The organism is Streptomyces malaysiensis subsp. malaysiensis, from assembly GCF_040653035.1.
GTDB lineage: Bacteria > Actinomycetota > Actinomycetes > Streptomycetales > Streptomycetaceae > Streptomyces > Streptomyces malaysiensis.
On sequence record NZ_JBEZNG010000029.1, the window covers coordinates 1 to 13821 of the forward strand.

A 13821-nucleotide genomic window follows, 5' to 3' on the forward strand; every position below is an offset into this window, starting at 1 on the left:
GTGAGTCCCCCACCCCGCCCCTTCCCGAAAGACGGGGCTCCGCCCCGTCACCCCGCTGGGGCTCCGCCCCCGGCCCCGCTCCTCAAGCGCCGGAGGGGCTGGGGTTGGAGGGGTTGGGGTTGGAGGGGCTGGGCTCGTGTGGGTTCGGGTGGGGGTTCGGGGTTGTCACTGGTCGGATGAGAAGCGGACCGCGCCTGCTGGGATGTCCGCGCCGCACCACACTCGTACGCCGTCCCGTAGTTCGTTGTCCGGGCCGACCAGGGCGCCGTCTCCGACGACCGCGCCCTGGAGCACCGTGCGGGCGCCGATCCGGGCGCCCGCGCCGACGAGTGAGTCGTGCACCTGTGCGCCTTCCTCCACGATGGCGCCCTCCAGCACCGTGCTGCCGTCGATGCGGGCGCCCGCGCCCACCCGGGCCTGTGGGCCGATGACCGTGCCGCCGGTCAGCTTGGCGTCGACCGCGACCGAGGCGCTGTCCAGGACGAGGCGGTCTCCGCAGCGGCCCGGTACGGCCGGGGAGGGGGCGCGGCCCAGCACCAGGTCCGCGGAGCCGCGGACGAACGCCTGGGGGGTGCCGAGGTCGAGCCAGTACGTGGAGTCGACCATGCCTTGCAGATGCGCGCCGTCGGCGAGCAGTCCGGGGAAGGTCTCGCGTTCGACGGAGACGGGGCGGTCGGCGGGGATCGTGTCGATGACCGAGCGGTTGAAGACGTACGCGCCCGCGTTGATCTGGTCGGTGACGATCTCCTCGGGGGTCTGCGGCTTCTCCAGGAAGGCGGTGACCCTACCGTGTTCGTCGGTGGGCACCAGCCCGTACGCACGGGGGTCGGTGACCCGGGTGAGGTGCAGGGAGACGTCGGCGCCCGTCGTGCGGTGGTTGTCGACCAGGGCACGGATGTCGAGGCCGGTGAGGATGTCGCCGTTGAAGATGAGCACCGGGTCGTCGGGGCCCGAGCGCAGCCGGGAGGCGACGTTCCGGATGGCGCCGCCGGTGCCGAGCGGTTCCACCTCCGTGACGTACTCCAGGTGCAGGCCGAGCGAGGAGCCGTCACCGAAGTACGGCTCGAAGACCTCCGCCAGGTAGGAGGTGGCGAGCACGATGTGCTCGACCCCGGCGGCGCGGGCGCGGGCGAGTTGGTGGGTCAGAAACGGAACGCCGGCCGCCGGGACCATCGGCTTGGGAGTGTGCACCGTCATCGGGCGCAACCGGGTTCCCTTGCCGCCGACCAGGAGGATCGCCTCCGGCGATAGCGTTGCTGGCGCTTTGGTCACGTATCGTCTCTGCTTCCTGGTGGGGCTCGCCGGTCGGCGGCCAGTGTATGCAGATCCCCGGACCGCGCCTGATCAGCGCCCCTGGAGGCGGGCGGCTGCCTTCCGTACCGAACCGAGCTTCTCGTGGAGACGCTCGCCCGGGCACTCGGTGGCGAAGCCGTCGCGGTGACCCGCGATCACATCGAGCTTTACGCTGGCGCCCTCTTTGTACTTGTTGCCGCCTCCGGACACCAGATGCGTGGCGCCGCGCGGATTCCGCTTGAAGAGACCCAGTTTCCACGCGGTCAGCTTCGCGATGGCCGTCACGGCCTTGGCCGGGGGCTTCTGGGTGGAGAAAGTGCCGAGAACGGCGACGCCCATGCTGTCGGTGTTGAAGCCCAGGGTGTGTGCTCCGCGTACGGCTTTGGCCACCCCGCCGGAGCGGCCTTCGTAGATATTTCCGCACTTGTCGATGGTGAAGTTGTAGCCGTAGTCACGCCATCCCAGGCTCTTCACGTGGTAGCGGTAGATACTGCGCAAAAGGGAGGGCGCCTCGGAGCAGCTGTACTTATTGCCCGTCACGGTGTGGTGGATGAAGGCGACCTTCACGGTCTTGCTGTAGACATGGCCCGTTTCGCGGATCTTCTCGTCGGCGCCCCAGCCCGCACGCGTGACGATGCGGGGCCGCGGCGCGCTGTACCGGGCGGCGTTCGCCTTGGTCACCTCCGCCGGGAGCGCACTGGACGGCGGAGTGGACGGCGGGGTGGACGGCCGGATGGACGGCGGGGTGGCGGGGCTCGGTTGCCGGGTGGCGGGGTACGGCCGCGGCTTGGCGGACGCTCCGGAGGATCCCGAGGGCGGCTTCCGGGACGCTCCCGCCGACGGCCTCGCACCCGGCGCTGTCGGCACCGCACCCGCCGACGCCCCGCCCGTCCTCGCGACACCCCCCGCCGTCGGCACCGGACGCGCCGGGAGGGCGCGGAGCGCGGCCCGGTCCGGGGGCGGCGGCGCCGGGGCCTCGCCGGGGTCGATCAGCTCCAGCCGCAGCCCGCTCGGCAGGGCCGCCGCGGCCCGCGCGTCCGCGGCCGAGGCCGGTTCGGGCCTGACCCGCGCCTGGACGCCGTCCGAGGCGCCGACCCACAGCGGCGCCGTGCCGCCGTGGGCCCGTGCGGCCAGGCGTTCGGGCGAGTCGGGGTCGGGGGCCTCGTCCCCGTACGGCAGCAGCTCGCGCCAGGGGGTCCACTCGCCGCCGACCGTACGGGTGCGCACCTGCGCCCGGCCGCGGAGTTCGGCGGCGGGCCGGTCCCAGACGACGCCGACGAGCGAGAACGGCCGTACGCCCGACGCGGTGACGCCTCGGTCGGCGGCCGGAGCGTCGGCGCCGGGCACCGCGACGCCCCGATCGACGCTCGGGACGGCACCCCGACCAACGCCCCGCCCCGCGCCCTCATCGACCTCCCGACCCACGTCCTCGTCGGCCTCCCGACCCACGTCCCGATCAGCACCCCCACCGACGTCCCGAGCGACATCCCGATCGACGCCCCCATCAACGCCCCGGCCAACACCCCCATCGAGCCCGCCCCCGACAAGCGGCCTGAGCGGCAGCGACTGTGTGGAACCCGCGGCGACGGTCCGTTCGGCCCGGGCGTGGGCGGGGTCGGGGTGGAGGGCGAGGGGAAGGGCGAGGGCGGCGGTGCACGCGACGCCGATCGAGGATGCCAGGTATGCACGCATGATTGAAATCGTCTACATACAGCGACAAAACTGTCCATTCGGAAGAGCGGACACGTCACGGACCGTCCGGCGGCCCGGACCCAACAGGCCCCGTCCGAGCCGTATATTCGGCGCGTAGGCTTGCGCGGGTGAACGCCACCGATCGCACCCCTGCCGACCTGCTGGGATCCGCGCTCGACGCGGACCCTTCCCGCCCGTTTGTCACCTTCTACGACGACGCCACGGGCGAACGTGTCGAACTCTCCGTGGCCACCTTCGCCAATTGGGTGGCGAAGACCGCCAATCTCCTCCAGGACGATCTCGCCGCCGCGCCCGGCGAGAGATGCGCACTGCTGCTTCCCGCCCACTGGCAGACCGCCGTGTGGCTGGTGGCCTGTTCCTCGGTCGGGGTCCTCGTGGACATCGGGGGCGACCCGGCCTCCGCCGACCTCGTCGTCAGCGGCCCCGACACCCTCGAGGAGGCGCGGGAGTGCGCCGGGGAGCGGGTGGCGCTGTCGCTCCAGCCGCTGGGCGGCCGCTTCCGCCAGTTGCCGGACGGGTTCGCGGACTACGCCGTGGAGGTGCCCAGCCAGGGCGACCGCTTCGCCCCGTACTCCCCGGTGGATCCGGATACGCCCGCGCTGGCCGTCGGCGGGGTGGAGCTGACGAGCGCCGAGGTGGTGGAGCGGGCGCACGCCGACGCCGCCGGGCGGGGGCTCGGGCCCGGTTCGCGGATCCTCTCGGGGCTGCCGTACGACATCTGGGAGGGGCTGTCGTACGGGCTGTACGCGCCGCTGGTCAGCGGTGGTTCGGTGGTGCTCTGCCGCCATCTGGACCGGCTGGACGACAAGGAGCTGGCCGAGCGCAAGGAGAGCGAGCGCGTCACCGCCACCACACCCTGACCCGCTCACCGCCACCGCACCCTGACCCGTCCGGCGGACCGAGGGCCCAGTCCACGGGCCGCGTCGCCCACCCCGCGATGATCTACGGATACGTACAACCATGCGCGGGCTTCGCATGTCTGTTCCGGTAATCGGTACCCCGGGAGCACTCCGGCGCCCGGTATTCCGGTCACCGGTGTCCCGGCGCCCGGCGTCCCGGTCATCGGACCGGTCCTCGGACCGGTAATCGGGTTCCCGGCATGCGATGCCGCTCCGCCCACGGGCGGAGGACGGGTGGGAGGACGCGGACGTGACGACCGACAGCTCTGATCCCATACCGAGACGCAGGCGCCGCTGGCCGCGTGTCCTGGCGCTGGGCATGGCCGTGCTGGTGCTGTCGGCCTCCGGGGTGGGGTGGTGGTTCTACGAGCGCCTCGACGGCAATATCCGCACCGATACCCGTACCGCGCACGAGCTGAGGAAGTACGAGGCCGAGCGGCCGGTGTCGGTGGTGCGGGACGCGCAGAACATCCTGCTGATCGGCTCCGACAACCGGGGCGGCGAGGGCAACGGCAAATACGGCAGGGACACCGGCACCCAGCGCTCGGACACCACGATCCTGCTGCATCTCCAGGCCGGCGGCAGGAGCGCCACCGCCGTCTCCATCCCGCGCGATCTGATGGTGGACATCCCGGCCTGCGACCGGCCGGGCGGAAAACCGGCCCAGGCCCGGTTCGCCCAGTTCAACTGGGCGTTCGAAACCGGTGGCGCGGCCTGCACGATCCGCACCGTCGAGAAGCTGACCGGGATCCGCGTCGACCACCATGTGATCGTGGACTTCAACGGCTTCAAGCGGCTGGTGAACGCGGTCGGCGGGGTGGAGATGTGCCTGAAGGAGCCCGTCGACGACGATGACGCGCATCTGAAACTGCCCGCGGGCCGTCAGGTCCTCCACGGGGAGCAGGCCCTGGGCTATGTGCGCGCCCGGTACAGCATCGGCGACGGCAGCGACACGGAGCGCATCGGCAGACAACAAGAGTTCATGAGCTCGCTTGTGAAGAAAGTGCAGAGCAATGGTGTGCTGCTCAATCCGGCGAAGCTGTATCCGGTGCTCAACGCGGCGACCTCCTCGCTGACCACGGATCCGGGGCTGGATTCGCTCAAAGATCTGTACGATCTGGTGCGCGGTCTGCGGGACATCCCCCGGGAGAAGATCCGGTTCCTCACGATTCCGCGCCAGCCGTACACGTACAACAAAAACCGCGATGAGCTCGTCCAACCCGATGCCGACCGCTTGTTCCGGCAGTTGCGGCTGGACCGGCCGGTTCCGGTGTCCCATGCCGTGACGGCTTCGACGAGCGGTGTCCCGAAGACCGCCGGCCTCGGTTCGTACCAGGGGACGACGGCGGCGCGCGGCATCTGCGAGTAAAAGGACCATAAGGAGGAGCCACGATTCGTGAAGGATCAGATAAGGATTGAGCAGATTGCCCAGTTGTAGGGAAGTGGAATTTGTCACCGGCGTCGCTTGACGCTGATCTGGACGGATAGTGTGAGCGATCCGGTGCGCTCTACGAGGTGGCCGCGCACTGCACGAAGAAGGATGGAGCGCCTTGAGGGGGAGGCGCCGCGTGGCACCGACGGAGGACACAGGCGACCGTGGACGCGCAAGGCCCTGGCGGGGCGGGTGAATTCGACCCAGCCGATCAGTGGGTGTTCGACCCGAATACGGGCAACTACGAACTGCGGCTGAACCCGGCCGAAACATCGGCGGACGACACCACCGAGCTGCGACGGGTCCCCAGATCGTCGAGCGGTGACGGCGCCGCCGGCTCCGAGCCCAGAGGGCGCCGCCGTGCGGCGAAGCGGGAGGAGAAGGAGGAGGCGACGGGCCCGGTCAGCCGTCGCAAGCCGAAGCCGAAGAAGTCGAAGGCGAAGAAGGCGCTCTACTGGGGCAGCGGCACACTGGCGTTTCTGCTGGTGGGCGGCTCGGCCGCGGCGTACTTCGTCTATCAGCACCTGAATAGCAACATCAGCAAGGTCGATGTCGGCGAGAACAACGCCGCGGTCTCCGACGGCCCGATGAACATCCTGCTGATCGGCACCGACCGGCGCGACGGCAAGGGGAACGAAGGCTACGGTGACGCGGGTAGCGTCGGACACGCCGACACCACGCTGCTGTTCCATGTCTCCGAGGACCGGTCCAACGCGACCGTGCTGTCCATTCCGCGCGACATGATCACCGACATCCCGGACTGCCGCACCAAGCAGGAGGACGGCTCCTTCAAGAGCATCCCGGGCGAGTCGGAGGTGCGCTTCAACACCAGTCTGGGCCAGGAGGGGCGTGACCCCGGCTGCACCTGGCAGACGGTCGAGAAGCTCACCGGGCTCGAGATCGACCACTTCATGATGGCCGACTTCAACGCGGTCAAGGAGATGTCCTCGGCGGTCGGCGGGGTCGAGGTGTGCCTCGCCAAGGACGTCAACGACCCCAAGTCGCATCTGAACCTCAAGAAGGGCCGCCATACGATCGAGGGCGAGGAGGCGCTGGCGTTCGTCCGGACCCGGCACACCGTCGGCTTCGGCGGCGACCTGGACCGGATCAAGCTCCAGCAGCAGTTCCTGAGCTCGCTGATGCGCAAGATGAAGTCCAGCGGCACGCTCTCCAGCCCGGGCAAGCTGTGGGGCCTGGCCCAGACGGCCACCAAGGCGCTCACCGTGGACACCGGCATCGGCACCGTCTCCAAGCTGGCCTCGCTGGGGAAGAACCTGAGCAAGGTCGACCTCAAGAACGTCACCTTCGCGACCGTCCCGGTCGTCGACAACACCGACGGTGCGACCGTGCTGCTCGACAAGACCAAGGCCGAACCGCTGTTCGCCATGGTCCGCCAGGATGTCTCCCTGACCGAGGTCAAGGAGAAGGAGAAGGCCGCCAAGGACAAGCAGGCGGCGCTGCTGAAGGGGCCGAAGGCCGACCCCGCCGACGTCCGGGTCAAGGTGCTCAACGGCAGTGGGCAGTTCGGCGCCGCCCAGGAGACCGTCGACTGGATGCAGAACACCGAGGGGATGCTCCGCACCAGCAACGGTGGAAACGCTCCGTCAGAGCTGAAGAAGACGACGCTGGAGTACGCTCCCAACCAGGCCGACCAGGCGCGCCGGCTGGCCGACAGCATGGGGCTGCCCGCCTCCGCCATGAAGCAAGGCACGAAGGACGCCGAGCCGATGGCGGAGATGACCCTGACGCTCGGCGCGGACTTCAAGGGCGCCGGTACCCCCATCTCCGCTCCGTCGAAGGCGCCGAAGGATATCCAGAGGGTCGGGGCCGACGACAAGAACGTCTGCGCCAAGTGACCGTCGTCGGCCGGCGGATCCATCTCGTCCATCGGGGCCTCGCGGGGCCATCGGGCCGGACGACCTAGAAAGTGCGGGGAGGGCCCGATGCGGCAGAGCGATGTGCGGGGGGAAAGAGGTCGGCGGGCCGCCGTCCCCGAACCCCGTGAGCAGGGTGAGGACGGCAGACCGCCGGAACGGAAGGGCCCCGCGTCGCCAGGCGCGGGGCACAGACCGGGTGGCGGTCAGGGGCGGCCGAAGAGGAGTCGCGGAGTGCGGATCCTGCGCTGGACCGCCCTGACGCTGGCGGTACTGATACTTGGCGCGGCAGGCGCCGGATACTTCTACTACGAACACCTGAACGGCAATCTGAAGAAGGAGGAGCTGGACCTCGGCGACAGCAAGATCGGCAAACCCGAGCCCAACGCCGCCGGCCAGACCCCCCTCAACATCCTGCTCATCGGCTCCGACAGCCGGAACACCGCGGAGAACGTCAAGCTGGGCGGCGCCAAGCAGGACGCCGGCCGCAAGCCACTGGGCGATGTGCAGATGCTGGTGCACGTCTCGGCCGACCGCGGCAATATGTCGGTGGTCAGCATCCCGCGCGACACCCGGGTGACCATCCCCCAGTGCACCGATCCGCACGACGGCACGGTGTACCCGAAGACCGAGGGGGCCATCAACCAGTCGCTCCAGCACGGCGGTCCCGGCTGCACGGTCGCCACCTGGAAGGAGCTCACCGGCGTCTACATCGATCACTTCATGATGATCGACTTCTCCGGGGTGGTCTCCATGGCGGACGCCATCGGCGGCGTCCCGGTGTGTGTGGACGACAACGTCTACTCCCATGACAGCAAGGGCCATGGCTCCGGTCTGAAGCTGACCAAGGGCACCCACAACGTCAAGGGCGTCCAGGCCCTCCAGTGGCTGCGCACCCGCTACGGCTTCGAGGACAACAGCGACATAGGCCGGGCCAAGGCCCAGCACATGTACATGACCTCGATGATCCGCCAGCTGAAGGCGGGCACCAAGCTCAGCGACCCGGGCAAGCTGATGGACCTCGCGGAGGCCGCCACCGACGCGCTGACCGTCGACCACGGCCTCGGCACCGTCAAGGGGCTGTACGACCTGGGCAATGACCTCAAGCGGGTGCCGACCAAGCGCACCACCATGATCACCATGCCCTGGGAGTACGGCGGCGGCGGTGGCTACGTACTGCCCAAGCCGGGCGACGCCGAGCAGACCTTCTCGCTGCTGCGCAACGATGTCGCGCTGGACGGCAAGGACAAGAAGAAGCGCGACGCGACCCCGGCGCCCACCGGGCCCAAGGCGGAGATCCCGGTGGTGGTGCAGAACGGCACCGCAAGCACCGTCCTGGGGCCGGTCCCCGGCCGGGCCTCGGTCATCACCTCCGAGCTGGTGCGGCTCGGCTACGCCAAGGCCACCGCGAACGCGACGCTCATCTCGCAGGCCGACACCACCGTCCTCTACCCGGACGAGGCCCGGCAGGGCGACGGCCTGGCCGTGGCCAAGGCGCTGAAGCTGCCGGAGTCCGCGGTGAAGTCGTCGCAGTCGGTGCGGGAGATCAGCGTGGTGGTCGGCAACGACTGGCGCCAGGGCACCGTCTATCCGCGGCCGGCGGCCGACGACGACGACGGCGGCAAGACGCCCAAGAGCGCGGACGCGCTCAACGGCGAGGAGAAGGGCTGTATGCAGGTCAACCCGGGCTACACCTTCTGAGGTCCCCGTGACGGCACGTGAGATCCCATGACGGCACGGCGAAGGGGCCGGACCCGGGTCCGACCCCTTCGTACGAAGCCGCGCGGGACGGCCGCTACCGCGCCATGACCGCCGGGCGGCGGCTGGCGATGACCCGCTTGGCGAGCGACCGCGGGCTGGTCAGGAAGCCCCAGCCCCACGACATGTGCATGGTCGCGAGCGCCACCGGGATCCGCAGCCGGGCCTTCGCCGGAAGCCCCTTGCCCGCCGGGATCGAGCCCGCGGCGATCGCGGCCAGATAGCCGCCGGGGATCACCAGGCCCCACGGGGTGACCGCCGCGCCCACCACGATGCCCGCCGCGATGGCGACGACGGCGGTCGGCGGGGCGAGATAGCGCAGATTGATCGAGCCCTGGTGGAAGCGGGCGACGACATGGCGCCAGCGCCCGTAGTCCTTGTACTGCTTGGCCAGGGTCCGCACGCTCGGCCGCGGCCGGTAGGAGACCTTCAGCTCGGGCGAGAACCAGATCAGCCCGCCGGCCTCACGGATCCGGAAGTTCAGCTCCCAGTCCTGGGCGCGGATGAACTCCTCGTTGTAGCCGCCCTGTTGCTCCAGCGCCTCGCGGCGGAAGACACCCAGGTAGACGGTCTCGGCGGGGGCCGCCGCACCGCCGGTGTGGAAGGCCGCGTTGCCCACTCCGATCTTGGAGGTCATGGCGGCGGCGACGGCCTTCTCCCAGTCGTTCTCGCCCTCGGCGTGCATGATCCCGCCGACGTTCTGCGCGCCGGTCTCCTCCAGGAGCCGTACGGCGGTCGCGATGTAGTCCGGCGAGAGCATGCCGTGGCCGTCGACCCGCACCACCACCGGATGGCGGGATGCCTTGATCGCCGCGTTCAGGGCGGCGGGGGTGCGGCCCGTGGGGTTGGGGACCGTATGCACCCGGAGGTCCTCCGCCACCAGTTCGGCGGCGATCTCGTCGGTGCGGTCCGTGGACGGGCCGAGCGCGATCACCACCTCCATCTCGCCGTCGTACTCCTGCTCCAGGATGTGCCGCACGGCATTGCGCAGATGGCGTTCCTCATTGAGCACCGGCATGATCACGGAGACGGCCGGGAGCTGATGCGGGGGCATGGCACCTCGGGGTTCGGGGGCCGGGCCCCAGGAGACTGGTGGCGGGGCCCCAAAAGACTGTGGTATCGGGGTCACGTTACCGCGAATGGGGGACACCGGAACGCGCCGCCCGGGTGGCAGCGCGCTGTACGGGCGGCGTGGGGCCGCCGGGGCGATCGTCGTATGGGCCTACGGTGAGGCGGTTCCGCCCAGCCCGCCGAAGTCACGGAGGTCCCCGGAGTGAGTGCACCGGCCAGATCGCCGCGCCCGTCGCGCCCCCGCGCCCGCCGCCCCCGCTGGGGGCTGCGGCTCGCCACGGGCGGCGCCTGTCTGGTGCTGGCGGTCAGCGGCATCGGGCATCTGCTGGTCAGGGAGCTCGAATCCGGGATCCACCGGGTGGATGCCTTCGGCGGCCTGGACAACCGGCCGAAGCACACCGGCGGGGGCGTCAACTTCCTCGTGGTCGGCACGGATGGACGGGAGAAGATCACGCCTCGGGAGAAGGCGCTGTACCGGCTGGGCGGGGCCCCCTGCCACTGCACGGACACGATCATGCTGATGCATCTGTCGGCCGACCACCGCCGGGTCAGCGCGGTCAGCCTGCCCCGCGACTCCTACGCCCAGATCCCCGCGTACACCGACGCCACCGGAAAACTCCATCCGCGGCATCCGCGGAAACTCAACGCAGCGTACGCCGAGGGCGGGCCCAGCCTGACCGTGCGGACCGTGGAGCATATGACCGGAGTCCATGTCGACCACTACCTCGAGGTCGACTTCACCAGCTTCATGAAGACCGTCGATGTGCTCGGCGGGGTCAAGATCTGCACCGCGCGGCCGCTCAAGGACGACCACACCGGTCTTGACCTGCCGGCCGGCACCCATGTGCTGAGCGGCGGCGAGGCGCTGCAATACGTCCGCTCCCGGCATGTGGACGGCACCTCCGACCTGGGCCGGATCCAGCGCCAGCAGCGTTTCCTGGCCGCCGTGGTCCACCAGACCACGGCCGGTGGCATCCTGCTCAACCCGGTGCGGTTCAACCGGGTGGCCGGGGCTCTGCTCGGCTCGGTCCGCGCCGACAACGGCTTCGACGCGGCCGACATGGTCGCCCTGGGGCGGGCGATGAGCGGGGTGACCCCCGCGTCCTCGGAGTTCGCCTCGGTCCCGGTGGTCCTGCCGGGCGTTCCGGTGAAGGGGGCCGGCTCCACGCTCCGCTGGGACCGGGCCAAGTCCGAGCGGCTCTTCGCCACCCTCCGCGAGGACCGGCCGCTCGTGGCCGACCGCCCGAAGCAGACGGCGGCCACCCCGGTCGATGTGGACCCGGCCCGGGTCCGGGTCCATGTGCTCAACGGCACCAATACGACGGGGCTCGGCCGCCGCGCGGACCGCGCGCTGCACGCCACCGGCTTCGCCACCACCGGCTCCCCCGCCGACGCCGCGACCCCCGACGTCCGGCACACGGTGATCGCCTACGACCCCGTCTGGGACCGTTCGGTGCGCTCGCTGACGGCCGCGCTGCCCGGGGCCCGGCTGAAGCCGGTGGTCGGACAGGGCGCGGTGATGCAGATCACCCTCGGCGCGGACTACACGGGCGTACGGCCGGTCCGGGCCGAGGGGCCGAAGGCCGACAAGACCGGGTTCGGGGCCGTCACCGGCGACGAGGTCGTCTGCCCCGAGGGGGCTGCTCGCTCCCTGTGACCCGGGTTACCGCCGGCCGTCGTGCTCGCTGCCCTCGTCGGTGCGCCGGGCGCGGAGTTCCTTGATCGCGCGGCGGCGGGCCAGCCGGTGGGTGCGCCGGATCTCGGCCTCCTGGTAACGCCGCTTGTCCCGCTCGCTCTCCGGGATGACCGGGGGCACGGGCCGGGGCTTGCCGTCGGCGTCGACGGCGGCGAAGACCAGATAGGCGCTGCCGACCTGGGTGGCGGGCGTGGACTCGTTCCACCGCTCGGCCAGCACCCGCACCCCGATCTCCATGGAGGACCGGCCGGTCCAGTTGACCTGGGCCTTCACATGGACGAGGTCGCCGACTCTGACGGGTTCGAGAAAGGCCATCTCGTCCATCGACGCGGTGACCGCGGGCCCCTCGGAGTGGCGTCCGGCGACCGCTCCCGCCGCGTCGTCCACCAGCTTCATGATGACGCCGCCGTGGACGGTCCCGAGGAGATTGGTGTCACTGCCTGTCATGATATGTGACAGCGTGGTACGAGAGGCGGAAGTGGGCTTACCCGGAAGCTCCGATTCCGCACCCTGGGCCTGATTGGTCATGCCGTCCACCTTATGCGGACGAGATTCTTATCAGGTCTGCAACAGCCGTGCCGCGATCCGGCCCCCGCCCTGTAATGCGACCCACCCGACCAGGCACACTGCCTTGCATGAGCGAATGGCCCCAAGGATTCACCGGCGACGGCAGCGGCCGGTACGGACGTGGTAGCGGCAGCGCCGAGCCGGAAGGGGCGCGCGCCATGCCGCAAGTGAGACGCGCGGCACCTGGTGCGGGCGGTCCACCGCCGCGCCACGAGCCGCCGCTGCCGCCCGATCTCTCGCCCCACGGCACCATCCCGCGGCAGCAGGCGTCCCAGGGCTATGACGACTACGACGACGGCTACAACACCGGGCAGGTCTACGGCCACGGCAACGGCGGGCCCGGCGGCGGCGACCCCTACGGCCCCGGTGGTCCGGGCGGCCCCGGCCCGCGTCCGGTGAGGCCGAAGAACTGGAAGCGCCGGATAACCATCGGCCTGGTCACCCTGATCGTCCTGCTGCTCGCCGTCGGCATCGGCACCTACTTCTGGGCCGACTCCAAGCTCCGCCGCGAGGTCGACCTCAGCAAGGTCGAGGACCGGCCGGGCGGCGGCAAGGGCACCAACTACCTGATCGTGGGTTCGGACAGCCGCGAGGGCATGTCCGACGAGGACAAGAAGAAGCTGCACACCGGCTCGGCCGACGGCCGCCGCACCGACTCCATGATCCTTCTCCATGTCGGTGACAACGGCAACACCATGGTCAGCCTCCCGCGTGACTCCTGGGTCACCATCCCGGCCTTCACCGGCTCGGAGAGCGGCCGGCGGATCCCGCAGAGCCAGAACAAGCTGAACGCGTCGTACTCCTCCGAGGGCCCCGGGCTGCTCGTCCGCACCATCGAGTTCAACACCGGTCTGAAGATCGACCACTACGCGGAGATCGGCTTCGACGGCTTCGCCAACCTCGTGGACGGCGTCGGCGGTGTCGACATCGACGTCCCGCAGGACATGAAGGACAAGAAGTCCGGCAATGACCTGAAGAAGGGCAAGCAGACGCTGAACGGCCAGCAGGCGCTCGCCTTCGTCCGGCAGCGCTACGGCCTCGCGGGCGGCGACCTGGACCGCACCAAGAACCAGCAGAAGTTCCTCTCCGCCCTGGCCAACAAGGCGGCCTCGCCGAGCACCGTCCTGAACCCCTTCAAGCTCTACCCGACGATGGGCGCCGGCCTGGACAACCTGGTCGTCGACAAGGACATGAGCCTGTGGGACGTGAAGGACATGTTCTTCGCGATGAAGAGCGTCTCCGGCGGCGACGGCAAGCAGATGAACATGCCCGTCTCCAACCCCGGCCTCGCCACCTCCAAGGGCAGCGCGGTGCAGTGGGACATGACCAAGGTCAAGCAGCTGATGGGCGAGCTGAAGAACGACGAGAAGGTCACCGTCTCCGGCAACTGATCCGGACCGGACCAATGAGCGGCGCCGGGCCCGATCGGGCCCGGCGCCGCTCATTGGTCCCGGAGGATTACGGAAGGTTGCGCGCCATCACGATGCGCTGCACCTGGTGGGCGGGGCGGATCAAGGG

The 13821-nt window shown here is 70.1% G+C and carries 10 protein-coding genes; 6 read left to right on the plus strand and 4 right to left on the minus strand.

The genetic code is table 11. The annotated features are described in order from the left end of the window. Positions 1–165: 165 nt before the first annotated feature. Both manB and AB0E24_RS37915 read right to left on the minus strand, forming a co-directional pair. The gene (gene manB / locus AB0E24_RS37910) at positions 166–1272 is read right to left on the minus strand and encodes a mannose-1-phosphate guanylyltransferase (protein WP_102934860.1); all 1107 of its coding nucleotides are present in this window, start codon (positions 1270–1272) and stop codon (positions 166–168) included. Between the two features lie 72 nt (positions 1273–1344). Then, positions 1345–2985, minus strand: a complete 1641-nt coding sequence (locus AB0E24_RS37915; protein ID WP_359384125.1) for a peptidoglycan recognition protein family protein — start codon at positions 2983–2985, stop codon at positions 1345–1347. Between the two features lie 128 nt (positions 2986–3113). On the opposite strand from AB0E24_RS37915, the gene AB0E24_RS37920 reads away from it, so the two are divergent. From AB0E24_RS37920 to AB0E24_RS37935, 4 genes are all read left to right on the plus strand, one after another. Continuing rightward, positions 3114–3866 carry a TIGR03089 family protein gene (locus tag AB0E24_RS37920; protein WP_359384128.1) on the plus strand — a complete coding sequence of 251 codons (753 nt, stop codon included), beginning with the start codon at positions 3114–3116 and terminating at the stop codon, positions 3864–3866. Between the two features lie 289 nt (positions 3867–4155). Then, positions 4156–5274 (plus strand): LCP family protein, encoded by a 1119-nt coding sequence (locus AB0E24_RS37925; protein WP_069873474.1) that lies wholly within the window; start codon positions 4156–4158, stop codon positions 5272–5274. Positions 5275–5501: 227 nt separating this feature from the next. Beyond that, entirely contained in the window at positions 5502–7193 is a 1692-nt protein-coding gene (locus tag AB0E24_RS37930) for an LCP family protein (RefSeq protein ID WP_359384132.1), read from the plus strand. An 87-nt stretch (positions 7194–7280) separates the two neighbouring features. Beyond that, positions 7281–8912 carry an LCP family protein gene (locus tag AB0E24_RS37935; protein ID WP_359384135.1) on the plus strand — a complete coding sequence of 544 codons (1632 nt, stop codon included), beginning with the start codon at positions 7281–7283 and terminating at the stop codon, positions 8910–8912. Positions 8913–9006: 94 nt separating this feature from the next. Here the strand turns inward: AB0E24_RS37935 and AB0E24_RS37940 are convergent, their stop codons facing one another. Beyond that, entirely contained in the window at positions 9007–10023 is a 1017-nt protein-coding gene (locus tag AB0E24_RS37940; protein WP_079257892.1) for a glycosyltransferase family 2 protein, read from the minus strand. Positions 10024–10242: 219 nt separating this feature from the next. On the opposite strand from AB0E24_RS37940, the gene AB0E24_RS37945 reads away from it, so the two are divergent. Further along, positions 10243–11697: an LCP family protein gene (locus AB0E24_RS37945; protein ID WP_359384139.1), complete on the plus strand. Its 1455-nt coding sequence runs from the start codon at positions 10243–10245 to the stop codon at positions 11695–11697. 6 nt (positions 11698–11703) lie between these two features. Here the strand turns inward: AB0E24_RS37945 and AB0E24_RS37950 are convergent, their stop codons facing one another. Then, entirely contained in the window at positions 11704–12264 is a 561-nt protein-coding gene (locus AB0E24_RS37950; RefSeq protein WP_069873312.1) for an acyl-CoA thioesterase, read from the minus strand. Between the two features lie 107 nt (positions 12265–12371). Here AB0E24_RS37950 and AB0E24_RS37955 point away from each other — a divergent pair, with 107 nt between their 5' ends. Beyond that, positions 12372–13694: an LCP family protein gene (locus AB0E24_RS37955; protein ID WP_167746835.1), complete on the plus strand. Its 1323-nt coding sequence runs from the start codon at positions 12372–12374 to the stop codon at positions 13692–13694. Positions 13695–13821 lie beyond the last annotated feature (127 nt).

Coding starts and splice junctions, on each gene's coding strand:
- AB0E24_RS37955 (WP_167746835.1), top strand. CDS start 12,372: ATGAGCGAATGGCCCCAAGGATTCACCGGCGACGGCAGCGGCCGGTAC.
- AB0E24_RS37950 (WP_069873312.1), bottom strand. CDS start 12,264: ATGACCAATCAGGCCCAGGGTGCGGAATCGGAGCTTCCGGGTAAGCCC.
- AB0E24_RS37940 (WP_079257892.1), bottom strand. CDS start 10,023: ATGCCCCCGCATCAGCTCCCGGCCGTCTCCGTGATCATGCCGGTGCTC.
- AB0E24_RS37935 (WP_359384135.1), top strand. CDS start 7,281: ATGCGGCAGAGCGATGTGCGGGGGGAAAGAGGTCGGCGGGCCGCCGTC.
- AB0E24_RS37915 (WP_359384125.1), bottom strand. CDS start 2,985: ATGCGTGCATACCTGGCATCCTCGATCGGCGTCGCGTGCACCGCCGCC.